Annotated in this window: 21 protein-coding genes; 6 read left to right on the top strand and 15 right to left on the bottom strand. The window is 33.7% G+C overall.

Annotated features, from left to right (window positions below; all coding sequences use genetic code 11):
- Positions 1-144 precede the first annotated feature (144 nt).
- A complete protein-coding gene (locus EZJ43_RS01660; RefSeq protein WP_133260920.1) occupies positions 145-576 on the top strand; it encodes a hypothetical protein in 432 nt (143 codons plus the stop codon).
- Positions 577-968: 392 nt separating this feature from the next.
- Here EZJ43_RS01660 and EZJ43_RS01655 read toward each other — a convergent pair whose 3' ends face one another.
- The 10 genes from EZJ43_RS01655 to EZJ43_RS01610 all read right to left on the bottom strand — a co-directional run bounded on the left by EZJ43_RS01655 (position 969) and on the right by EZJ43_RS01610 (position 14507).
- Entirely contained in the window at positions 969-1604 is a 636-nt protein-coding gene (locus tag EZJ43_RS01655) for a response regulator (RefSeq protein ID WP_133260919.1), read from the bottom strand.
- 65 nt (positions 1605-1669) lie between these two features.
- The gene (locus EZJ43_RS01650) at positions 1670-3634 is read right to left on the bottom strand and encodes a sensor histidine kinase (protein WP_133260918.1); all 1965 of its coding nucleotides are present in this window, start codon (positions 3632-3634) and stop codon (positions 1670-1672) included.
- Positions 3635-3680: 46 nt separating this feature from the next.
- A complete protein-coding gene (locus tag EZJ43_RS01645; RefSeq protein ID WP_133260916.1) occupies positions 3681-4583 on the bottom strand; it encodes a DUF1398 family protein in 903 nt (300 codons plus the stop codon).
- Entirely contained in the window at positions 4570-5793 is a 1224-nt protein-coding gene (locus EZJ43_RS01640) for a CHASE2 domain-containing protein (protein WP_133260915.1), read from the bottom strand. The genes EZJ43_RS01645 and EZJ43_RS01640 overlap by 14 nt, the downstream gene beginning before the upstream one ends.
- 82 nt (positions 5794-5875) lie before the next feature.
- Positions 5876-8122, bottom strand: coding sequence for a caspase family protein (locus tag EZJ43_RS01635; RefSeq protein ID WP_133260914.1), 2247 nt, complete (start codon positions 8120-8122; stop codon positions 5876-5878).
- A 113-nt stretch (positions 8123-8235) separates the two neighbouring features.
- Positions 8236-8904 (bottom strand): DUF4276 family protein, encoded by a 669-nt coding sequence (locus EZJ43_RS01630; protein WP_165953067.1) that lies wholly within the window; start codon positions 8902-8904, stop codon positions 8236-8238.
- Positions 8901-9992, bottom strand: coding sequence for an AAA family ATPase (locus EZJ43_RS01625; protein ID WP_133260911.1), 1092 nt, complete (start codon positions 9990-9992; stop codon positions 8901-8903). Before EZJ43_RS01625 ends, EZJ43_RS01630 begins: the two co-directional genes overlap by 4 nt.
- A 184-nt stretch (positions 9993-10176) precedes the next feature.
- Positions 10177-10866, bottom strand: a complete 690-nt coding sequence (locus EZJ43_RS01620; protein WP_133260910.1) for a response regulator transcription factor — start codon at positions 10864-10866, stop codon at positions 10177-10179.
- Positions 10867-10949: 83 nt separating this feature from the next.
- Positions 10950-12614, bottom strand: coding sequence for a sensor histidine kinase (locus EZJ43_RS01615; RefSeq protein ID WP_317126387.1), 1665 nt, complete (start codon positions 12612-12614; stop codon positions 10950-10952).
- A gap of 6 nt (positions 12615-12620) precedes the next feature.
- Positions 12621-14507, bottom strand: a complete 1887-nt coding sequence (locus tag EZJ43_RS01610; protein WP_133260907.1) for a S9 family peptidase — start codon at positions 14505-14507, stop codon at positions 12621-12623.
- 240 nt (positions 14508-14747) lie between these two features.
- Between EZJ43_RS01610 and EZJ43_RS01605 the strand changes: the two genes are divergently transcribed.
- A complete protein-coding gene (locus EZJ43_RS01605) occupies positions 14748-16571 on the top strand; it encodes a tetratricopeptide repeat protein (protein WP_133260905.1) in 1824 nt (607 codons plus the stop codon).
- Between the two features lie 77 nt (positions 16572-16648).
- Positions 16649-16954 (top strand): DUF4286 family protein, encoded by a 306-nt coding sequence (locus tag EZJ43_RS01600; protein ID WP_133260903.1) that lies wholly within the window; start codon positions 16649-16651, stop codon positions 16952-16954.
- Between the two features lie 21 nt (positions 16955-16975).
- Here the strand turns inward: EZJ43_RS01600 and EZJ43_RS01595 are convergent, their stop codons facing one another.
- Complete coding sequence (locus EZJ43_RS01595; protein ID WP_133260902.1) at positions 16976-17314, bottom strand: nucleotide pyrophosphohydrolase; 339 nt, start codon at positions 17312-17314, stop codon at positions 16976-16978.
- 83 nt (positions 17315-17397) lie between these two features.
- On the opposite strand from EZJ43_RS01595, the gene EZJ43_RS01590 reads away from it, so the two are divergent.
- Complete coding sequence (locus EZJ43_RS01590; RefSeq protein WP_133260900.1) at positions 17398-18801, top strand: hypothetical protein; 1404 nt, start codon at positions 17398-17400, stop codon at positions 18799-18801.
- A gap of 3 nt (positions 18802-18804) precedes the next feature.
- Here EZJ43_RS01590 and EZJ43_RS01585 read toward each other — a convergent pair whose 3' ends face one another.
- From EZJ43_RS01585 to dtd, 3 genes are read right to left on the bottom strand one after another with little or no spacing between them, the layout of a single operon-like run.
- Positions 18805-19296 (bottom strand): hypothetical protein, encoded by a 492-nt coding sequence (locus EZJ43_RS01585; protein ID WP_133260899.1) that lies wholly within the window; start codon positions 19294-19296, stop codon positions 18805-18807.
- Positions 19297-19318: 22 nt separating this feature from the next.
- The gene (locus EZJ43_RS01580; RefSeq protein WP_133260898.1) at positions 19319-20494 is read right to left on the bottom strand and encodes a hypothetical protein; all 1176 of its coding nucleotides are present in this window, start codon (positions 20492-20494) and stop codon (positions 19319-19321) included.
- Between the two features lie 42 nt (positions 20495-20536).
- Positions 20537-20989 (bottom strand): D-aminoacyl-tRNA deacylase, encoded by a 453-nt coding sequence (gene dtd, locus EZJ43_RS01575; RefSeq protein WP_133260896.1) that lies wholly within the window; start codon positions 20987-20989, stop codon positions 20537-20539.
- Positions 20990-21067: 78 nt separating this feature from the next.
- Between dtd and EZJ43_RS01570 the strand changes: the two genes are divergently transcribed.
- Positions 21068-22081, top strand: coding sequence for a hypothetical protein (locus tag EZJ43_RS01570; RefSeq protein ID WP_133260895.1), 1014 nt, complete (start codon positions 21068-21070; stop codon positions 22079-22081).
- The gene (locus EZJ43_RS01565; protein WP_133260894.1) at positions 22038-24494 is read left to right on the top strand and encodes a hypothetical protein; all 2457 of its coding nucleotides are present in this window, start codon (positions 22038-22040) and stop codon (positions 24492-24494) included. Before EZJ43_RS01570 ends, EZJ43_RS01565 begins: the two co-directional genes overlap by 44 nt.
- Before the next feature lie 229 nt (positions 24495-24723).
- Here EZJ43_RS01565 and rsgA read toward each other — a convergent pair whose 3' ends face one another.
- Positions 24724-25644 (bottom strand): ribosome small subunit-dependent GTPase A, encoded by a 921-nt coding sequence (rsgA, locus tag EZJ43_RS01560; RefSeq protein WP_133261142.1) that lies wholly within the window; start codon positions 25642-25644, stop codon positions 24724-24726.
- Positions 25645-25683: the final 39 nt, after the last annotated feature.

The raw sequence follows: 25683 nt of genomic DNA, 5'->3' as shown, positions 1-25683 counted from the left end.
GCTTCTTCGCAAAAACGAGTGCTTAGAAAAATTCGAAAAACGCACAATCAGCCTAAATAATCGAAAAATCACTATAAGTAGGTATTTCAGGATAACGAGAAAGCCTATACATTTACATTCATAAACTACATTAAATTAAACGACATGAAAAAGCTATTATTAATTGCTCTTGCGATCTTCGCAACAAGCACAATCTCGGTAAACGTTGCTAACGCACAAGCTAAGCAGAAAAAAGTTATCGATAGTAAAGGAATGGTACTATCGGCCAAAGATGCAGCAAAGTATGCCGCTCCAACAAACAAAAAAGGAGCGGTAGGTTCTAAAACCCGTGGCGACATTTATGGTTCTAACTACAGCGATATTGTAGTAAATAACTACAGCGGTTACTATGTAGAAATTTATGTTGATGGAAACTACAGAACTAGTGTTTCTCCAAACAGCAAAATTACAACTTGGGCAATGCCAGGAAAAACAAGATTAGTAGGTGTTGCTAGATTCTCTGATGGTTCTTACACATCTTGGGGACCGATAAACCCAGTTACAGGTTACCAATATACTTGGAACATTTATAACTAATTCCCCAAATTAACAATCTCACTCCCTCAGCATTGAAAAATGTCTGAGGGATTTTTTTTGGCTCAATTTTTAGTAAGCGAGGAAATCAAACGATAGAAAAAGGCGTCCGGCCAGAATAACTCGTCGTTGCGAGGAGGCTCTTTCAGCCGACGAAGCAATCTATTTTGTTAGAAAGATTGCTTCGTCATGCTTCCTCGTAAGGACGGCCGCCCGGAGCACACCGTTTTTTGAAGTTGAATTGATTTCATAAATGTAATAGAATAACTCGTCGTTGCGAGGAGGCTCTTTCAGCCGACAAAGCAATCTATTTTGTTAGAAAGGCTGCTTCGTCATGCTTCCGTGCAAGGAAAAGAACCTTATTTATGCTCAATTTAAAATTAAAAAAGCCGTCTTTACAACAACCCGTTTTCTCTAGCAAAGCCAATTAACCCAGCCACATTTTTAACATCGAGCTTGTACATAATATTTCGGCGGTGCGTATTTACGGTATTTTCCGCAATGAAAAGTTTTTTGCTTAATTCTGGTGTGGAGGCGCCATTACAAACCAAACGGATAATTTCGATTTCTCTTTTAGTTAGCTGAAAGCGTTTTTTAAAAACATCCACAAACACATCACTTTCAGTATCTTCTATTGGCTCCTTAATATTAAAATAAGTTCCACCATTTTTCACGGCTTCAATTGCTTCTAACAATTCTTTCTTCGAGCCGTTTTTAAGCAAATAACCTTTCGCACCCATTTTTTCTGTTTCTTTAATCAGATGAGCTTGATCGTAATTGGAGAGAATAATCACTTTTATTTGCGGATAATCAATCACCAATCGTTGCAATGTTTTTAGTCCATCAAACTTTGGCATATTCAAATCCAACAAAATAATTTGTGGCTTTTTGTGGTTCAACTCGCGAAGCAATGTCATACCATCATTGGCATGTCCAATCACCTCCAAATCGTCGGTAGTATGAAAAAATGCAGTTAAGCCATCTATTAAAATTTGATGATCATCTGCAATATAGAGAGAAGTTTTAGTCAAGACTTTTAATTTAAAAAACTAATATACAATAATTTACATAAATCTGCCAATTTCAGCTTTCACTATTAACTTACCATAATGTCTCTAATTGGGATATCTATAATAATTAATGTACCCTTTCCAAGCCGACTATCCACCGAAAGTTTTCCATTATAATTGTTTAAGCGCGCATCTATAAGTTTAATTCCTCGCCCTGTAATTTCAGCATTCGCATCCATACCGATGCCGTTATCTTCGATCATTATATTCAATTCATCTGCTCTAATTAACAGTTGAAACAAAACATGTTTCGCATTGGCGTGCTTTAAAATATTTTGGAAAAGCTCTTGTATAATCCTATAAATATTAACCTGAAAATCATAAGTAAAAATATTTTCCCCCTTTTCCATACCCATAATTACCGATTCGATATTGATCTTTTTCGATGCATTTATATCCCAAATCATTTGCTCTATTGCTTTTTTTAATCCTAGCTTATTAAGGGCAATTGGCATCAGCTCATGGCTCATTTCCCTAACCGTATCTGCTACATCGGCCAGCACTTTAGATGCCGTTTGCAATTGACCATTTGGCAAAACAACCGTATCATTATTTGAAGGACTAGAAAGATTAAGGCGAACAACCGCCAACATTGAGCCAATTTCATCATGTAGTTTCTCTGCAATTCGCGTTCGCTCTTCCTCTTGCGAAGTGGCCAACATTTTATTCATTTCTAAATGATGTATGTGCGCAGTGCGCTCTTTTTCGATATTAAATTGCAATAAACTTCTTTTTCTTTTCTGATAAAATACATAAGAAACAGTACAGGCAACCAAAGCCAACAATGCCAAACTTAATGTGATTAAGTAATTGCGCTGTTTAGCTTTTAACTCATTTAAAGTGGCGAGTTCTTTCTGTTGAGTTAATAATTTTATTTGCTGTTTATTGGTTAAGAGCGAATATTTGTAATTTGCTTCTTTTAACGATGCTTCTAATTCCAGCTTATAAGTAGAATCTCGTTGCTTTAATGTTTTTGAAACGCTGGTAATCAATCCCTTATTTTTACTAATCCGCTGTAAATGATTTTGATACAGTTGGGTATATAATAGGCCTAAGGGTTGCGTTGAAATATTAGGATTAAGATTTTCTTTAGCAAGTTTAAAATAGCGCTGAGCAGAATCTACACTTAATTTTCTACTGTACAAATCTGCCAATCGAACAATTGCTTCAAAACCGTACTCGGTACGATTACCTTGTAAATACGCAGAAGTTAACTTTTTGTAATTGCGCTCGGCGTTAACATATTGTTTTTTAAAATCTTGATACATCGCAACTGCTTGCTGAAATTCTTGTTCGTTGCTATTATTCTGTTTTAACAAGAGTTGATTATAATATAAATCCAACTTAGAAAATCTACCTAAACGAATTGAATTTATAATTAATTGACAAAGGATGTGATTGGCCTCAGATTCATCGATATCTACACGTAAATCGGTTGCGATATCATCAGCTTTGCTTAAAACTTCGCTTTTATTCTTGTTATCTTTTAACAGTGCATATACATTTGCCTGCAATAGAAGATTATTGATTAAAACGTAAGCACTTATTTCCCCTCGCGATTTGATTTCCAAATTTTGGAGATAATCTTTAGCTAACTTATTATTTCCCAGCTGTGCATTTAACTTCGCTACCTGTACTAATAACTCAGTTTTTTCTTTCTCTTTTATGCCAAGTAATTGATTTTCTGCAATTTTTAAGTTTTGCTTTGCGCTTAATTCATCTCCTTGATTAAAATAAAAATTTGCAACCGCTAAAAGCATTTTAGTTTTAAGCAACTTCGATGTTTTTACATAATCTAACTGATTATCAATTAATTTACTTAGCTCATTTGTATTTGCAACGAATGGATTTTGCAGTTGGGAAATCGTCAGATCCAATTTTGCCAAACTATTTGGCATCTTTAATATTTGATCTACTTTTTGCACCTGCGCAGAGGCCGTGAAGAAACATAAAACCACCAATAATATTAAATAATTTTTAGCTCCGACCATAAATTTTATAGTTTACATTCATTTTCACGATATAAAAAACAGTCCATTACAACACAGAGCCACTTTCAGAGAATATCCTGCTAAGCCTTTGATTTATTTTGCTTTCAGGATTGAGCGATAAGCCGAGTTTATAATATTTTTGAGCTTCTCCTAAAAAGTGTTCTTGTTCGAGCAAAAACCCACCCATAAATGCGCGATCTGCATCATTATTACCAATAACTTTGGAAAGAATTTGTGCTACAGTTGTTTTGTACTGCTTCTCGTTGAGCACGTTTAATACATGTAAATTGCTCTTTTTATACGGTAACTCATTAATATACCAATAATATACTCCGGGTTGTGGCTGCGTTTTAGCGAACGCTAAAAAGGATATAAAATCTTTAGATTGTTGCGAAACCAAAATTTTAAAAGGATTTATCGATGCAAAAAACTTTACCGTTGCTGGTTCTTTGGTTATCGTAAATCTAATTCCGAAATCACCATCGTACATATTTATGGTATCGGTGCGAATGCTGAGATTGTACTTCTCTTGCCCACGCGTTACCGCACCTGCAGTTTTCATATACTTTTCTGGTTCTACTTCTGGCGAGGAATGTGGGTGTGTTAATTCATCCCACACAAAACGAAAATAATTTGCAGTAAAAGAACCATCGCTTTTGGCGCAATATTTTTTGAATGTACTTACCGCATATTTACCTTTAACATTAAGCTGAAAAGCTTTATAATTTGCGCAAATTAAAATCAAAGTAGATCCTTCCGCCAGATTCACAACATCGGGCGTATTTAAGAAATCGCCTTTTTTTAGGAGAGAAACTTTTTTTAGTGCAACCTTTGAGCATTTACCAATAACTTGATAAACAACATATTGTGGCATTTTTTCACTTGCCCAACTAGATGAAAAACCAAGTATAAAAAAACTAATACTTACTACTATTCTAATGTACATCATGATGGAAAACAGTTTTAAAGCCCCAATTTTTATGCAACCATAAGGCAAAAGATTCGTAAAAATACAAAACATCCAATGCTAAAATTACCGCAGCTAAAGTTAAGGTCATATTAATTTGAGTATCGAAATAATAGAAGAACCACAAACCCAAATACACAAAAAGAACAGCCATAGTTAAAGAAACTAATTTTGCTTTTAAGTGAAACCAAATATGTCCCTCTAAAGAATATTTAATAAAAAAAGCAATATGTATCCAACACAGTAAAAAGGCAATGGTCCAATTTATCCAATTTGGAGTTTGGTGTACGTAAGCATCGTCTATTGCCATGCTGATAATATTTGCATGGATAAATATCCCGTTCATATCGGGCACCCCGCGACCAGTAAATACCGCATTCAATGGCGTATAATGCTTATCTTCAATATCTTTTTCATTCTTCCCCACATAACCCAACAATACAATTTTATTGGTTAATATGCTTGTAGAAATTTCTCCATTGATTAACTTTTCGCCAGAAACTACCAAATATTTGGCGCTCGATTTACGATAGTTAATAATTTCGAAGTCTTTACGCCTATGGCTTAGCTGATCGAAAGTAATTGGATTGGCAACTTTAACAATCGCAGATGCAAAAGATAAATAGTTCAAATTACCATACGCAACCTCGGGCTTAAAATACCTTATTACACCTTCCTCTTCGCCTACAAAATTTGCATAACCTTTATTTTTTGCTTGATTAAAAAAGTAACCTTCTGGCTTAAAAATACTATGATCTTCATACAAATTATAGGCCATTACAACATTATTTTTAGTGTTGAAAGTATTGTTCAGTACGGAATCTGCCGAGGGATCTTTGGCCACTTTAAACAAAACATCTACACCAATTACCTTTGCTTTTGCATCGTACGATTTTTGGATCATTTGTGCAATTTCTAAACGCCCGGCATCTGCAATATTTACGACAACAATATTGGTATCTATGGAGGTATTTTTATTTTTTCCCATTTTAGAATACACCAAATCATTGTAGTTAAAATCGTGCAGCGCCAATTTAAAAGGATCGAGAATATGCGTATTTATTGGAATAAGTGCTAGCAAACCCATTATTAAGAAAACTGAAATCGTCGCCAAAATGGTATCTCTATTTTTTAGATAATGCCACACAGATAATTTTTTACGAACTGATTTTTTGGTTCCGGCTTTTTTCAATTTTAACGGTTTAAGGATTGTAGAACGGTTTAATTTTCTCCTCAATACTACATTGATGAGGTTATTTAAATCTTGTATTTTTTTAGTGCGAAGATTTTAGCGGGGCTTTTAATAAATTCCAAGTAGATGGCGTTTCGAAACCTACACCTCTAGTTGCGCCAATACTATCTTCATTGCCTAAGCTTAATAAATTAATTAAAGGGTGCAATTTCGGATCGGGCAATTTACCGCCTGCGCCTCTTGTCCCTTTTTGATTAAACAAAACCGCATAGCCAGGGATAGGGGTATCAGAGGCTAAAACGTAAAAATTATCGATGCCTACGGGTTCTTTAATTTTAAAGGTAAGCATATCATAAATTGTTCTCGTATTATCCGATGGATATTTATTTTCGACACTTCCTGCCCGCGGATTTGGATAAGCCAACTGCATTTCTCCATATTTATCTATGGTAAAAATATACACGTATTTTTGTGGTACCGAAGGCAGTGTTGCGAAGTTAGAGTCGGCAACCAAACGCAACGAAATTACATCGCCAATTTTAACCGCTGACGTACCAACCACCTCCTTAGTTTTATTGTTTATAAACTCTAAATGAAAAGGAAAAACATTATTATCATCAACCGGAGATGCCAATGTGAGCCATACTTTTACTTTAGCTAAGCTTTTTGCTAAATCATAAATATTTGTAGCTACATCATCATAATTTTCTGCAGTTTTATCGGTAACGGCGTAGTTTCTCGTTTGCAAAGGCATAGATGCTAAACTATCTTTGCTTGATGCTTGTGCATTAATTAACCCATAACTCGGTTGTCCTTCGGCATTTACTGTACCGTATAAAATGTAATTTGCATCATTAGCATTATTAACAATAACTATACTTTTGTTTACGCTAAAAACCTGTTTTAACTTATCGGTTAGGTCTTTAGATGCAGGAAGATTTAAAAAAATAGATTTATTTGCACTTATCTTTTCCAAACTTTTCAAGTCGGGTTTTATCTCTTCTAACGCTTTTCTATCAATATTAGCATAAAGCTTATTATCAACAAAATAAGCTAATATATCGGGATCTGTTTTCTCAAAATCATCTACATATTTAACGGATTCTGTGTTTTTCAGTTTTACGCTCAATTTTGCCAATTGATCTACCTGATCGGCAGTAAAAACACTCTGTGGCACATAAACCTTTAACAAAGGCGCACCAGATGAAACCCAATTACTTATTTCGAACAATTGCCCAACTTTAACTTTTTTAATACTGCCTTTAATAAGCTTTGCTGTGGCTTGGTCTATACCATCTACTTTTTCTACCTCCAAAACTAAGGTGGTATCGTTTGTTCCTTTTAATTGATGGCCTTTGTATAAACCCTCGGCAAATCCACCTTGCAATTGTACGGTTGTTCCATCTACGCTTCCAACAGGAATTAAAATTTTATCAGCTAGTTTTCCTCTTTCAATACCAAACAGGGTTTGATTTTGGCGCTCCACATCGCCACCAATTACAGGTTCTTGACTTTTACCTTTGCTTTTTAAAATTACCCCAATACTTCTAAATAAATTTAATGCAGAGGCATTTACAGATTGTTGTTTTATGGCTTCTAATAACGAAATGGTAAATGCACCATGCGGTTTTTTGTTTTCATCAACAGCTTCTTCTGCCGGTTCATCATCCTGCGCAGCAGATATAATTAAAAATGTGCCTTCTTTTCTATCTTCGGGTGCTTGCGGATTTGAATCATCTTTAGCATCGAAATAATTGGTTGCAATGTATCTGCTTTTAGGCTTATCGTATAAACCACGACTCATTGATCCGCTATGGCAGCAATCTAAAATCACTGTAAGTTTTACACCTTTATCAATAAAAGCATTAAAAATTTTCGCTAATTCTTTATCCCTAATATCTCCAACACCTGCGGTATAGGTATCTGCAGGCACGATGGATTCATCTAAGCTATCCTTCTCTTTAGTAAGCGAGTTGCGCTGTTGACTGCCATGACCAGCATAATAAATAAAGGCGACATCGCCAGCATTACTTTTATTTAATAGTGTTGCAAACTTTGCTAAAATACTCGCCCGTGTTGCTTTTCTATTAAAAAGCGTATCCACATTTTGTGGCTTAAAGGCATAAAAACTCTGTATGAGTGATTTTACGGCTAAAGCATCATTCCTGCAACCATCTAAATTTCTAAAATCTACTCGCCCACTTGCTGATGGCTTTATAGACCCTAATGGCTTGTATGTATCGATACCAATAACTAACGCATTTTGGTTTTGCGCAAAGGATTTTATGCCTGCAATACAGAAGATGATGGAGATAATAAATGCTTTCATATCGGATTTAATTTTATCCAACTAAAATACAGTAATAATTTCGACCTCGAAATACCCACTAATAGGTATTTATAAAGCTTTGATTCAAAAAAAAATCTCCCAATTTGGGAGATTTAATTTTTTTTATCCTCAAAAAATAAAATCAATTTGTTTACCCATACCGCAAAACGTGGGCATTGCTTTAAAATTTGTTCCATTCCAATCTCTTCAGCTAAATATGGCCCATGCAAAGTTTTTTTATACGTTGGGATAATTTGCTTTAATCTTTTTGATGGTGCAGTTTCAGGCTTATCATTTATGAGCTCCGGATTTGGATATTCATCAACAATCTGTTTAAGTTTTTTTTGTTGATCAGGTGATAATTCAGGGAGTATATTAAACGCCTCTATATCAGAGAATAGCAACCCCTCAAATTCGTGCAACTGTATATATGGTATAAATCGAGGATGATTAGTATCCTTTAAAATTTCATTCTCTAAGAACTCGACACGCTCTACCTTGTCAAACATTGTAAGCCCTTGACTATAATTTGGAAAATCGGATTGCAATCGGAAAAAGTCAATTAAAGAAGTTACAACAACATCTTTTTCACTATGTAAAAGTCTTTCCGCGTTGTTTTTATATCTTACATACTTTACATCCCCTCCCTTAAAACCTGGACTTGTTTGCATAAGTATTGGCCGAACATCATAAATTTCATATTTAATTAAATACGGTGCCAACACCTTTTCTACAAATTCTTCTTCAGTAACACCCTCAACTAATATGTAAATACCCCTCATCTCGGTCTCCCTCCCAATACGTTCTTTTCCCACAAATCACCCATGCTGTAAGTATCAAGCCATTCCTTTAGCTTTTCTGACGACTGTCTAATAAAAACTGTCTGATTATCATTTCTCTCAACCACAATTATATCTTCTGCTTGGAACTCATTTACTAAGTTTACAGATTGAGTCGAAATAATAATTTGCGAGGTTTCTGATGCGCTTTTTAGCATAGAAGCTAATTTACTAATAGCAAAGGGATGTAAGCCAAGTTCAGGTTCATCTATAATTATTGTGGTAGGTAATTTTGGTTGCATTAACAACGTAGTCAAACAAATCATCCTTAGCGTTCCGTCTGATAAATTATGAGCATTGAACATAATATCCGAACCTTTTTCAAACCATCTTAAAAAAATTTGTTGAGGGTTAATCTCATCTGGTTGAAGATAAAACCTATCAAAAAAAGGAGCGATAGACTGTATAATTTTTTCAATGAATTTAAAATGCTTGTTATTGGCCTGTTGCAAACGATATAAAAACGCTGCAATGTTCCCACCGTCTTCATGCAAAAAAGCATAGTCATTTGCGCCACTAGCTTGTTTAACTCTAGAATTAAAACCAGTATCGTGAAAGTGAAAAATACGTAGTGATTCCAAGAACGTCCTTATATAATTATTTCTAAACGAAGATGAACTTTTAAGTTGGCTCTCTTGCACTCCCGGAATACTTATCTTAGATTTATTCCAGTGATTATTATTTGAATTATTAAAATTACTATACTCTTGAGAGAAAATTAAACTACCTGATTGATCAGGAACCATTTGGAATTCAAATTGGTTTCTATACTCATTATCAAAAGTTATTTTCCCACCCAAAAAATCAGACTTTTTCCTCCCAAAATATAAAAAATTATCTGCTCTCCCATTTTTACTAATATGAAGCTGTAACTCTTGTTCATACAGTTTATTTAAAAATTTAAAAAAACTTATAAAATTGCTTTTGCCAACACCATTAGCACCAATTAAAACATTTAAAGGTTTTACTTCTAATTCACCAGTATCTCTAATGGATTTGAAATTTCGGATTTGAATTGATTGAATTGGCATTAAACAAAAATATTACTTTTTTTAAAAAATAAATGGATAGAAGATTTGGTTGATAGAAATGCTAATATTCTGATAATACAAAATGTAGATATAATATGTGAGACGTATATTCAAAAAATAAAATGCAATAATAATCGATTACTTTTTTTTTGTGAATATAAAGCTAAAATAACACACAAGCTAATTATCCAACATTAAAACGATAACCAACGCCCCTAACAGTTTGCAAAAGTTGTGGATTATCGGGATTTGCTTCGATTTTTTTACGCAACCTAACAATGTGCATATCTAATGTGCGGGTATTTACATCAGAATTGTAACCCCAAACCACCAACATTAATTCATCTCTATTAATTACTTTGCCCAGATTACGCAAAAAATACAACAATATTCTGTTCTCTAAAATAGTTAATTCTATCTTTTTTCCATCTCTAAATAAGGCATGCACATTTGGATGGTGCTCCATGTTACCAAAACGATGAATTTCTACGTTATCTTTATTTACAATGAATTTTACTTTACTCTCCAACATAGCAACCAAAACATCCATGTTAAATGGCTTGGTAATGTAATCAGACGCACCAAAATTGTAAGCATCAATTTTATCTACATCTTGCGCTTTGGCAGTCATCATAATAATCAAGTTTTCGAAACCTTCTTTGCGTACGCTTTCGCAAACTTCCGAGCCCTGTTTACCAGGCAGCATCCAATCTAATAATACAATATCAGGCTGATCGGCCAAAATAATTCGCTCACCTGCATCTCCATCGTGGGCTTCCAAAACATTATAACCCTCTACTTTTAACCGATGCGCCACCAAAAAACGTAGATTTTCGTCGTCCTCTACAATTAGTATTTTTACTTCCTTAGACATATTTTTTTGTTTTAAAAACTGTGCGGTTTAGCCTTTGCAATTTTTTAAATATAAAATTTTTAAGCGTTTAAACTCTCAACGTTTTAGTTATTATAGGGCAGTACAATTTTAAACTCTGTGCCTTTATTTATTTTGCTTTTTACTGTAATTTCTCCCTGCATAAAGTTAACCAGTTCTTTGCAAAAAGCCAAACCTAAACCAACACTACCATTTTGGTTATATTGATTTTGTATTCGGAAAAATTTTTTGAAAATATTATTCAATTCGTTATCCGGGATGCCTATTCCTTTATCCGCAAAGCGAAACACCAAAACCCCTTTAATTAATTTTGCGCTAATGTGGAGTTTTTTTTGTGCTGGCGGCGAATATTTATAGGCGTTCTCAGCTAAATTATCAAACAAACTACCCAAAAGTACAGGATCGGTAATGAACGTTTTAAAACCCGAAATTTCTGATGTAATTTCAAAATTTGGATGTTTTAAAGTGTGTGATTCTATCGTACTTTCGATAAAATCTTTAATGTTTACCTCTTCCCTATTCAGTTTTATGGCTTTATTTTCTATTTGCGTAAAGGCGAGCAATTTGTTCATTAAACCGTTTAACTTATCGGCTTCTTCATCTAAAATACGGCCATAAAGCTTCAGTTCCTTCTCGGTTAAAGATTGAGCACTTTTGATATTATTGCCTGCAATTTTAATTACGCTAACTGGTGTTTTAAATTCGTGGGTAAGATTGTTTACAAAATCATATTGCAATTTAAACATTTTCCGGTTGATGTTTAAATTCCTAAAAATTAAAAATCCCACCAAAAGCAGAACGCCATAAACAAGTAAAAGTACGCTTGCAATGGGTAAAAAATAAAAAAATATTTCTTTTTTGATGTAAGATTTGGACGACGTGAAGTATAGCTTAAAATCCGAAAACGCACCTGGTAAAGCAATTTCCGTTCTCATCTTTTCATCCGATAAATCGATTGGATCGTAAGTTAAAGGCTTTACTGCTATATTTTGATACAATAATGGCCTTGCATTTAATATTTTGAGCTTATATGCATCGAGTTGAAAAACAAGCATATCTTGCTGATAAACGGAAGAAGTATTTAAGCGTTTATCAATCATTTGCTTATAAACCTTTAAATCTTCTCTACGAGGGATATTTAAATATGTTATTTTATTAGATTTGATTACCGAGAAATTTGTGAATAACTCCTCCTGCGAAGGAACTTTTGACGTATCTAACTGATCGACAAAAATAACCAACTTATAAGCCATTCCATTAAAATCATCGCCAACTTTGAAACCACGCCTGTCGGTTTCCGAAAACAACTTAATCGAATCTTTTAAAATCCCTTTCCCAAATTGATAAATTGATTTAGGGCCGAAAGATAAGTGGCCAACATTCATCCCGTCTTTTACGGCAATATTTTTTACCTCCGAATCGTAAAAGGTAACTTTGGATACAAATGGATAGTTTAATACGATGGTATCTACAAACTTAGATGCAGTAGCAGAATCTAAAAACCCATTGTAATAGGAAACTTCGGGCATTTTATTCTGAAAAAAATCGTTGTACGGTTTAATCGTTTGTTCTAAAATATTTACTTTTTCTGAAACGAAAGCACCTTCGATAGATTTTTTACTAAAACTAAAAGCCAGAAATAAAGAGAGTATAAATAAAATAGATGTAAGCACAATAAAGGTTACGATAAGCGAAAAGTTTTTTCGATAACCACTTTTTTTATCAAGCATCATAACTTATTGGCTGGCAAGATTTTGATGCAAAAATGCCTCCAATGCTTTGTACAAAGCTAAACGCTCCTCCTGCCGCTTAATTGGGTTAGTCGCTTCTTCTTTTTCGATGTAATCTACTTTAACGTTTCGCTTTTTTAGTTCTTTTACAAACTGTACACCTTCGGCAACATTCACTCTCGGATCTTTTGTGTTTTGAGCAAAAAATATCGGTTTTTTAAATTTATCAGCATGGAAAACTGGCGATGCGTAACGCATAAACTCGGTATCTGTATTCGGATTGCCAACAATCTCATAATACATTTGCAGGTAAGTTTTTAAATATGGCGGAACTGTTTTTAAGTAACTAAATAAGTTAATTACGCCAGAGTTAGATCCTCCACATGCATAAATATCTGGATTTCTATACATACAATTTAGCGCAATAAATCCGCCGATACCATTGCCATAAATAGCTACTCTTTTCGGGTTAGCAATTTTTTTGTCGATAAGCCACCTCACACCATCATTTACATCTTCTTGAATTTTATCGCTCCACTGTTTTAAACCCGCAGCATAAAAAGCTTTTCCATATCCCGAAGATCCTCTATAGTTTACCTGCAGTACTGCGTAACCTCTATTTGCTAAAAATTGTACATCGGCATTATAACCCCAAACATTTCTTCCTCCAGGGCCATTATGTGGCAACACCACAACAGGTAAATTAGTCGATTTCTTATTTTTAGGCAAAGTTAAATATCCATTAATTGTTAAACCATCACTACTTTTATAGCTAATAGGTTTCATTTCACTCATATCATCATCTTTTATAGATGAATTGATATCTGATAATTTTTTGAGTTTATTTTTACTTGCGTTATACAGGTAATAAGAACCGGGACTGCGATCAGTAAACGTGCGAATTACAAATACATTATCGGTTTTGTCTTTATCCATTATACGCCATTCTGTACGCGGAAAAAGCTTATCAATTTTAGCATACTTTACTTTAGTTGGCTCATCTAAATAAAATTTCTCCTTCTTCCATGTTTCGCAGGTAACAAAAAGCATTTTGTTTTTTACTTTAGAATATTTCGCATCAATTACATTTAAAGAATCGGTACTAAAGAGTACTTTTTTCTCTTTACCTGCTTTTAAATCGAAGGCAACAAGCGCATTTTTATCTCTATTGATATCGGATATTGCATACAAAACATCCTTTTCATTCTCAGCAAACGCCACAGGACTAAAAGTATTTTTAAAATTGTTGGTCATTACGGGTTTAAATGCCGTGGTTTCATTCTCGCGATAAAGCAAAGTTTCATTTACGCCATCGCTAGATACTGCAATTTTCAATATCCCGTTATTATCAGTCATCCATTGCGAAATATTACCGGGGTTTTTTGCCACCATAACCATTTTACCATCTCTAACATTTAAGCGATAAGCATCAAAAACAGTCGAATCCCGCTTATTAGAGGCTACAATGATATATTTACCATCAATTAATTTATCTTCTAAAATTTTAAGTTTCGTTTGCTCGTTTGAGATAATTTGAATTTGGTTACTACCATCCTTATTGATTACAAACAAATCTGATTTCCGCTCTTTTGATTCGTCTTGCGTGTAATAAACGAGTTCGTTATCTCCTGTCCAAAAGTAAAAAATTAATGTTTTGTCTTTTAAATGGGTAAGCTGCGTACTTTTTCCAGTAGCCAAATCATCAATAAAAAGATTAGAAGTATTATCCTGCAATTTTAAAAAAGACAAACTTTTGCCATCGGGCGATACATGATAGTAAGCTTTATCCTTTGCTTTAAAAAAATCGTTAATTGGAATAACTTTAAGCTCCTTTTTTTGATTACAAGCATAAAACAATACAATTAAAAATAATACAGCTATTTTTTTAAGCATAATACAACTTTAACCATTAATACGAATAATAAGTCTAAAAAAGCCACAATATGGTTTCAACTAGCAATGTTAATCATTCGGCTTTGATATGAGGTACAATTTAAGATTTTTAATAAAGAGCAGGGAAAATTTACGGTAACATTTTTAATAGATGCGCAGAATAATTTGCCTAGCAGTTACTTAATGAGTGACTTAAACTAATCTCTTTTTTATTATATTTAAAACTTTATCATTTGTTCAATGAAATACATCCTCTTTATTTTATTTGCCCTTTCTACAGGTTTCTTATCTGCAAGGCAGGTTAAAATAGGCTCACAATCTGTTACGGACGATGGTGCGCTTGCCGTGCAATATTACCAACAAGGAGCGTATGAAAAAACAATAGTTTTATTAGAGAAATTAGTCAATGATCCTCAGAATGATGTTTATTTCGATTTATATTTCAGCTCTTTACTAAAATTAAAAAAATACGATGTCGCCGAAAAACTCATCAAAAAACAAATTAAGTTATTTCCCCAAAACGATGAGTTTCCTATTGCTTTAGGGAAATTATACCAAGAAAAAGGAGATATACAAAGCGCCAATAAAATCTTTCTCAACACCATTGATAAATTACCTGCCGATGAATTTAAGATCAGAGAGCTTGCCAATAATTTTTACCGTTTTGAGAATTATGATTTCGCCATTCAAACCTTAAAGCAAGGCAGAAAATTGCTTAACAACAATCAACTTTTTGTGTTCGATTTGATTAACATTTATCGATACAAAAAAGATAAAAATATGCTGATGCAAGAGTATTTAGATGTTTTAAGTACCATGCCAGAAATGCTCATGCGGGCAGAAAATAGCTTAGCTAGTGTTTTCGATGATAAAAATGATTATCAAAATTTTAAAGTGGCTATTTTGCGAAAAATGCAGAAAGAGCCTGATGCCGAGGTTTACATTGAGTTATTAACGTGGAATTACATTCAGCAACAAGAGTTCGACATGGCTTTACGGCAGTTGGTTGCTTTTGATAAACGAACAAAAGGAAACGGAGCCAACATTTTTAGCGCAGCCTATACATTTGTATATAATGGCGCGTTTGATACCGGAATTAAAGCTTACGAATATCTAATTGCCAAAGGGAAAGATGAGCCGTATTTTTTATCGTCAAAAATAGAATTGCTAAATACAAAGTATAATTTACAAACTGCTGGCAAATACAATATTGCAGATTTAGCACTTTTAGCTGAAGATTATAAACTTTTAATAAATGAATATGGTAAGAATAAAAATACTTTATTCGCAGTAAAAAAATTAGCCAATTTAGATGCTTATTATTTGAATAAACCTACGGAAGCCGAAAAAGCATTGGCAGAAGCTGTTAGTTTTTTAGGCCTTTCGGCGATGGATATTGGACAGTTAAAATTAGATTTGGGCGATGTTTATATTTTAACGCAACAACCTTGGGAAGCTTTTTTATTGTACGAGCAAGTGAGCAAACTTTATGAAGGCCAGCCAATTGGAAATGAAGCCCGTTACAAAAGCGCACAGCTTTCTTTTTACCAAGGTAATTTTGAATATGCAAATGCACAATGTTCAGTTTTAAAAACCGCCACTTCGCAACTTATTGCCAACGATGCTTTGAACTTAAGTCTTTTAATTAGCGATAATACCCAAACCCCAACCGATAGTAGCGCGCTAAAAATGTATGCAGATGCAGAAATGCTCTTGTTTAGAAATGTACCCCAACAGGCATTGCAAAAGTTAGATAGTATTGCAATTGCCTATCCTAAAAATAGTTTAAGCGATGCGATTTTGATGACCAAAGCGAAAATTTTAATTAAAGCAAACGAATACCAACAAGCTTGCATTATCCTTAAAAAAGTTACCGAAGATTATACAGATGGCATCTGGACAGACGATGCTTTATTTACACTAGCCGATTTGTATGAAAAAAAGATGAGTGATCCTGATCAAGCAAAAATCTATTTTCAGAAGTTAGTAGCCGACTACCCCGGAAGTATGTTTAGCGCTGAAGCCAGAAAAAGATTTAGAAATTTAAGAGGTGATGGAATTTAAATAAGTATTGGAAAAATTGAAGACTAACTCATCATACTCATTTTTAATCTTAACTGCTTTTTCACTACATTTGAGCCATGTTATTATACAATGTTACCCTAATTTTGGAGGATGCCATAGCTAAAGAATGGTTGCAGTGGATGCAAGAAATTCATATTCCAGAAGTGTTGGCTACGGGACTTTTCGTTTCCAACCGACTTTTAAAAGTTTTGGATTCGCCAAATGAAGGCGTTACGTATTGTGCTCAATACGTAGCAGAAAGCCAAGAAGATTACGACAAATATCAAGAAGTTTACGCCCCAGACTTGCAAGCGAAACTTAATCAAAAATTTGAAAACAAATTTGTTGCATACCGTACTTTGATGGAGTTTGTAACCCCCTAGCCCCTGCCTGTCCGGCAGGGGCTAGGGGGGTTGGGGGTTAATCTTCTCGTTATTTTTATGCCTATCCGCATCTCTGATTGTTTTCTTTTCCAAGTTTTTAATCAGCGCATCATTCAAATCTATTCCGGTTTGATTGGCTAAACAAATCAACACAAATAAAACATCAGCCATTTCATCAGCCAAATTTACTTCTTCATCACTCTTTTTAAAAGATTGCTCTCCGTAAGTACGCGACATAATTCTTGCAACCTCACCAACTTCTTCCATTAAAATGGCGGTATTGGTTAGCTCATTAAAGTAACGGATACCTGTAGTTTTAATCCATTTATCTACATTTTCTTGCGCTTCGGTAATTGTCATCGTTTTTCTTTATTTAAATTTGTTTAAATTTCATATTTTAGGCTGAAATAGCAACTACATTTTATAAATCTATTCTTAAAAATATGAATTTACTTTTTACCAATAACCAAAAAAAAGCAGTTGAGTCTATTTGGATTTTGGGCGTAATTATAGCTTTTCTACAAATAAGTTGTTATTTTATGAATAGTTATGGGCCAGATAATACAACATACGATTACCTATGGAAGTTACAGAACTGGTTTTTACAGAGTCTAATTTTTGCTTGGTATTTTTACAAAAACAAGAAAACAGCTCAAGGTTTTATTATTCAGTTGTTATTTCTTCCATATTACATTTTTAAAAAAGATTGGTCGAGTTACCTCGATTATCACTTAGATTTTGATCGAAGTGCACTCATTTATCAAAGTATTAACATCGTGTCATTTGTTTTACCGCTGTTGGCTTTCTGTGTTTTTTATTTTAAAAACGAAACTAAACCAAGTAACGTATCAAAAATAAAAGGAATTTTAATACAATTCGTAGTTACGCTGATATTAAGCTTTACCATCTCTTCTGATCCTGATTCTTTATACAGTTTCATTGGTAGTTTAACCACAAGTTCTTTATATGTAAAAGATGCTTTTGTTTGTTTGATATTCATCTTGATTTCGTTAAAAATGATCGCAGTTTTGACTGGATTTTTTTATTTATCGAATCGGATTTACAGTGCAAATCAAACCATAAATCCATTAGATGAACAGCCAATTTCTTCCGATTTATTCAAATGGGGCTTTCTAATTAGCTATCCAATTCTATTTCTATCGATTGTAGATATGAGTAAATCGGTTTTTACGATGGCTTTTTCAACCATAAACACGCACGACATTCTATATATGCTAGGTAATTTAATTGTACTTTTTATTTGTGGAAGATTTTTTGGAAGCTTAATCCAATTCAGAAACTTTAGTTTAAAGCGTTATTTTGGTGTCGTAAATACCTTATCACTCCTTCCCCTACTAAATTTAGGTGCTTTTTTCACACTACTTTATTACAAGAAAAGTCCAGTTTCTATCACGGAGTATAAAGACAAATTGAAGCCGAACAGAAATATACATTTAATCATTTATTGCTCGTTGCTAACTTTATATTACCTATATAATTACTTCTCAAAACCTGCAGATTACAGAACATTTGAACCGCTTTATAAACTTCTAGTTTTTGGAGTATCTATTATTGTGCTTGCCCGATTTAAATGGAGCACTAAAGTAATTCCATTTTTAGCGGTAATTATTCTTTATTTCTCGGATATAAAAGATTTCTTTGATTTTGGAAATGGATTATGGCCATTTTTTAAGGATAAAGTATTTTCTTTCCTTTGGTTGGGCACGTTGGCTACTTTTATACTCTACTATATAGTTGATTATATTTTACACAAATGCTTTTACACGGCTTACTTCGAAGAGCATAATCCTGATAAGTTTGAGGCATACATAGAAAAATTTCAGTAGTTTTTATGGCTTTCGCAAAATTACAGCCAGTTTTGTGTCTTGAAAACTACTGCCTTGGTTACGTTTTGGCTTAAAATCAAAACTATACTTTCCATCAATCGGAGCTGTAAATTTTTTACTTTCTGTTTCGTATTGATGCATCGTGTAATAAACCGTACTATCTTTTTCAGAACTGCTTTGAATATATGAGTCGTCTAATTTCTTCGAATTAATAACATGCTCGGTAATATTAACATTTAAGCTATCAAACAATATTGATTTACCATTGCATTCTATGTTGTACCTGATGCCAGATTTAGATGTGTAAGAATCATCCTTTTCGATAACTTTTGTCCAAATGCTAATCACATCACCTTTCTTTAAATTTATATTATCTACGGTAGCTATTCCATCACCTTCTAACGAAATTTCAGCCAATTTTTCGCCAATTGGATTGCATGATGACAACATTATAATTGAAAAACTTAAAAACAGGATGTTTCTTAAAATACGCATAGTTAAAAGATTGTAAGTTAAATTAGATTTTTAAAGTATAGTTTTTAGCAAAATAGCCGAACATTTTAACAAAAAAATCAACGTCAGATTCACCTAAATCAGTGTCAGTTTTAAGCATGTAAGTTTTGTTCTTATAATCGATTGGATGAAAAACTGTCAAATTAATTACCTTTTCCTTCCCTTCTTCAGTTGTATAGCGCTGATTCACAATGTAACTGCCAGAATCTTCTCGTAAGTTGTATTTATCTCGACTATTTAAACTTAAAATTTGCTTTCCAGAAACATAATCTGCATCATTAACCTTACCAGCTTTAATTATATCTATGTTCTTGTAGAAATAAAGGGCTTCTTCTGTTGATGTATTAAAAAGTTCAACAAAAGTATAATTACCTTCTGTTCTTGGCGATACACTTTCATCAACCTCTAAAAAAAACTTCAGTTCTTTTTCTAATTTGCCAAAGACTGCATTTACATAATCAATCTCTAAAGTTGGCATGTTTTGTACATATTCATTCCACGACGAAAATTTTATCATTGGAAAAGTTTTAGCCGTTAAGCTTTTGCCATGTTTAACAAAATGCATAAAAAGATCTATCTTTTCCTTTTTAGGAAATTTTTTCGCCCAGCTCATTTCTGCTTTGTAAATAATATAGCATTTCTTTAACTCATCATAATGTATGGTATAGGCAGAAAAACTATCACTTTGATCGAAAACTATACTATTCTCATCTTCATAATACACATTTTCAATTTGTTCTCCATCCTTTTTTATCTTATCTATTGTCAAAAAATTAGCATCATCATGAGGGATAATAAACACATCTTCCGAATACAATTTTTCTTTACTGGTAAAAAAATTACTTAAAGCAACATCATAAAAACTAGTTTTTAAAGTAGCTAAATCTATATTGCCAATCATGCCCGCAAATTCATCCTTTGGATCGTATTTTGTTACTTCAAAGTTACTGTTTGCCGGTATGTTGAGGCTGTAAGTATTGTCTATTGAAACCGTTTTTAACGGAAGCTTTAACTTTGTTACCTTTTCGTAATCTGCCTTAGAGACAGACTCCACATCGGCTATGGCACCACCTTCATCGTCATCGCTTTTTACAACTCTTTTGCAACCCGAAAAAACAAAACCTAATAAGAAAAGAAGCAACAATGATTTTTTAAAGAAACTGTAGTAATATGAATTCATAAAAAGCATTTTTCTAAATATATTGTATAATAAACCTAATTGTTATTCTTTAGTTTTGGTATCAATCAATATCGTAACCGGACCATCGTTAACCAAACTAATTTTCATATCGGCGCCAAAAACCCCACACTGTATTTCTTTATTCAGCAAAGCTGATAACTTTTTTATCATTTTTTCGTACAAGGGGATTGCTTTTTCTGGTCTAGCAGCATTTGTAAATCCTGGTCTATTGCCCTTTTTTGTACTGGCAAAAAGCGTAAATTGACTGATTAATAAAATATTCCCATCAACATCTGCCAATGATTTATTCATTAATCCACTTTCATCACCGAAAACCCTCATGTTAGCAATTTTTTGTGCAAGCCATTCTAAATCTTCCAGTTCATCGGCATCCTCAATACCTAAAAGAACTAAAAAACCTTGGTTAATTTCGCCTTTAATTAAATCATCAACCTTACACATTGCCTGTGTAACCCTTTGTATTACCGCTCTCATAATTGTGTTGTAAAATACCTATTTATTAGGATTTTGATATGAAAACTTTATATTAATTTTATTGCGCAAAACCCACAGATGAAATTTAAGCTTTTAGTACTTTTTATTTTTTTAATTACTGCCTGCAAACAAAAACGTGAGGTAAACACGAGTTTCTATTTTTGGAAAACGGTTTATAAACAACAAAAAGTTGAAAACAATATTTTAAATACCTTAAACAGCAAAAAATTGTACATCAGAATAATGGATGTAGATTTAAATTTAGATCAAAAACTTATTCCAATTGCGCCTATTAAATTTGTTGATTCTGTTCCGAAAAATTTAGAAATTGTACCAGTTGTTTTTATAGTTAATAATGCATTAAAGAACCAAGATGAAAGACAATTAGCGCAACTGGCGATAAATATATTGGCATTTGTACAAGCAAAGGTTTTACAAGCTGGCGCGAAAAGTTATAAAGAATTGCAAATAGATTGCGACTGGACTGCAACTACCAAAACGGAATATTTTACACTTTTAAAGCTTTTAAAACAGCACGATAAAAGTAAAATCCTATCCTCAACATTGAGATTACATCAGTTAAAAAATCAAGAAAAAAGTGGTATTCCGCCTTGCGATAAAGTACTGTTAATGTGCTACAACATGGGTAATTTACGCAAATACGGCACTCAGAATTCTATTTTAGATGTAGAAGAACTTAAAAAATACGCAGGGGAAAATTTAGCTTTTTATCCTATGAACATCGATATTGCATTACCTTTATTCTCTTGGTGCGTAGTTTTTAGAAACCAACAATACGCAGGGATTTCGAAAAGACTGAATCTCGCTGATTTGAAAAATCCTGAACTTTTTACGCGTAAAACGGATGGATTATATACAGCAAACACAAATTTACCTGCATACGGATTAATTAAAAATGACGAGGTTAGGTACGAGGAAAGCAAAATTAATGCCCTCAGGGAAACTGCAACATATTTAACAACATTTTTATCACAAAAACCGATTAGCTTAATATATTATCACTTAGATTACAATTTATTAAAAAACTATGAAACGCATCAACTTAAAGAAATCGCTAATATTTTCCGTTAGTTTTTTTATCGCCTTTTTAGGCGAAATAGCGGTAAATATTGCCTGCGGACCTGAGCAAGATCCTTACGATTATTATGTTTCATATTTTCATAATAATACACAGGGTGATGAATATTCGCCGTTTGCATTTAACGAAATGGTTTATTTATACCATGATGAAGAGGTTAAAAGTGAACCCCAAATTAACAGTGCAGAGTGGGCAAAATACCTGAATGTTAAAACTAAAGATGTTTTTAAAGTGATGTATGGTTTAGATAAAAAAACGAGTTTAAAGCTTACAAATTTTAAGACTTTGAGTACCGTACCAGAAAATTTGAAAATGAATTCTTTTCTCATTTCATTAACTAAAAACCCAAATGCCTTAAAATACTACAACTTTGCAAAAAAATGCGAGCCTTTAACTGCACGGTCGGCTGATAGTTGGGATCCAATTGAAAGAGATAGCACGCTGATGATAAAAAGAGCAAAAGAGTCGATTAATCTCGCTTCTTCAGAGAACGATGAATTCTTGAAATTACGTTATCAATACCAAGCTGAGCGTTTATATCATTACGCTGGAAACTTTGAAGAAAGCAAAATAGTTTACGAAAAGTGGATTGCGAAGAGTACTTTAGAAAGTGCTGTAAAAGGATGGGCATTAGCTGTTTATGCAGGCGCCGTACGTTATGCAGGAAATCCAGAACGATCTGCATACTTATTTTCTAAAGTTTTCGAAAGTAATCCTGAAAGGAGAATACAAGCTTATAAAAATTATTTCTACACCAGTGCGAATATTAATGCTGTACTAAAATATGCGAAAAACGATTTAGAGAAAGCCAATATTTGGGCAATTAGCGGTTTTGGCAATCCAGCACCAAATATTCAAAGTTTGCAAAAGGTTTACGAATTTGCACCTTCTAGCTTGTTAAACGGTGCGCTTTTAGTTAGAGAGATAAATAAATTAGAACAAAATCTAATTAAAGAAGATCCAATTTATGCCAATCCGAACAGTTATTTTAATCGCTATGATGATCAAACTACAAATAAAGATAGTGTAGAAAATGCCAACTTAATGCACTTAAAAAACATTAAAGAATTTGCTGTAAAACTGGCAACGGAGCAGAAATATCCTCAATGGGAATTAGGAACTATTTCCGCCGCATATTTATCATGGATGGAGAACAAACCCGAAGAAGGTTTAAAATATTTATCGCAGTTGAAAGAAATTGATAAACTTCCTGCAAAACTGAAAGACCAAAGCCGCATTGTTCAATTATTAATTTCTGCCGGAAACATTAAGCAAGGCAGCAATTTTAACGCTTCGGATCTTGTAACAGCGTTAAAATGGTTGGATGAAAAACGATATGCCGAAAATAAAGCGCAACCAAAAAATGATTATTACGACACTGGCTGGGCGAGTGGCGAAAATCGTTTTACCACAACAACTAGAAATTTCTATCAGCAAATATTAGCACCTGCATATTTAAAAATTGGGGATACCGCAAAAGCCGCAGCAGCCATGCTAAAAGGCGATTTAAAGTACAGAACGATTACCAACCATAGTTTCTCAAAAAACATGGATGTAAAAACCACGTTCTTTTGGCAGAATAGATTAAGCGCTAACACAATGTTAGGATTAGTCGCACTAAAATCCAATCCGAAAAATGATGGTTTAGATGGCTTGATTGCCGATGGTTTAAATAAATTGAGTAGTGATGATTTTAACGAACTTATGGGCACTACGTATTTGCGTACACACGATTATGCAAAAGCTTTAACGAGTTTTAATAAAATTGCACCCAACTATAAATACTTTACGCCGAGTAATTGGTACAGCGCAAAAGAAAACCAAAAAACATTTGCCAATCCATTTATCGAGCGCATAAAGGATTACCCGAAAAAATACGGTAAAACTGCACCCGGCTCAACCAAGAAAACCTTTGCGCAAGAAATGCTCCGTTTAGAAAGACTTACACTTTCAGACAAAGCAAATGCGCCGATTTATTATTACAAAATGGCAAACGCAGTTTATCAATCGGGTTATTATGGTAATTTCTGGTTTTTAATCAGTTACGAATGGAGTTCTTACGCAAGTTTTGAAAAACCTACATTTAGCTACGATGGCGACTATAAACTAGCACTTAAAGCAACGGAATGGTATAAAAAAGCGAGATCCCTTACAAAAGATCCCAATTTAAAAGCAAAATGCACTTTTATGTTGGCAAAATGCGAGCAGAAAAAAATAATAAACGACAACTACGGAAAAATAAATTGGTATAATGGCGATTATCAAAATGAAAGCAATAAGTTTTTAGCGTTAAATTACAAGAATTCGTACTTTAAAGAAATGAAAGCAAATTATTCTAAAACTCCATTTTATAAAATTGCTGTAAATGAGTGTAGTTATTTTAGTGATTTTTTAAGAGGAAAGTAAGGGTTATGGGTTGTGGGTTATCAGTTAAATGTTCGGATTCTTAATCTGGTGCAAGCGTCATGCGACAGAAAGAAAACGAAATTAGTTTCTACTAAAACATTAAGATGCCAAGTCACGCTGAGCATGACGATGCAAATAATTTGGCGCAAGCGATAAACCTGCGCTAGAAACAGTTAAAGCAAATCCCAACTCACAACTCATAACTCATAACTCATAACTCATAACTAAACTAATGTCTCGTATCGTTATTATGATAAATACTTAAATAACTCTCGTATCTCGACACTGCAATCTGGTCATTATTAACAGCTTCTAATACCGCACAACCCGGCTCGTTAATGTGCCTGCAATTGTTAAACCGACAGTTATGAGATGTTTTAAAAATCTCTGGAAAAAAGTGGCTGAGTTCTTCTTTTTCAATATCTATAACGCCTAATTCTCTAATTCCAGGTGTATCTACAATAAATCCGCCCTGTGGCAACTCGTACATTTCGGCAAAAGTTGTAGTATGTTGTCCTTTATCGCTCCAGTCAGAAACTTCGCCTGTTCTTAACTCACGGTCGGGCAGAATGGCATTAATTAAACTCGATTTTCCTACACCCGAATGACCGGAAATTAAAGTGATTTTATCTTTAATTAAATCTTGGATAATTGGAATATTTATTCCTTTTAGCGCAGAAACCTCGTAGCAAGGATAGCCTATAGTTTGGTAAATTTCTTTAAAATCTTGCAGAATTTCTAGTCCTTCTTTGCTAAATAAATCGAGTTTGTTAAACACCAAAACTGCAGGCACATCGTATGCTTCGGCGGTAACCAAAAAGCGATCTATAAAACCCAACGACGTTCGGGGAGAAGCCAATGTAACCAGCAAAATAGCCATATCTAAATTAGCAGCCAATATTTGCGCCTGCTTACTTAGGTTGATAGATTTACGGATAATGTAGTTTTTTCGAGGGAAAAGTTCGTTAATCATTCCAGTAATTCCGTCCCTTTCGAGATCGAATTTTACACGGTCGCCCACAGCAATTGGATTAGTGGTTTGAATCCCCTTCATCCTAAATTTACCCACAATCCGGCAATCGTAACGCTTGGCATCATCGGCCAAAACACTATACCAACTTCCGGTAGATTTAATTACTAAGCCCTGCATATTGGCAACAAAGGTATTAATTAGGAATGGAAAAGGATC

It is taken from the genome of Pedobacter changchengzhani (genome assembly GCF_004354365.1).
GTDB lineage: Bacteria > Bacteroidota > Bacteroidia > Sphingobacteriales > Sphingobacteriaceae > Pedobacter > Pedobacter changchengzhani.
The sequence above is the reverse complement of the archived record's forward strand: the minus strand, read 5'-3'. Positions and strand labels throughout refer to the sequence as shown.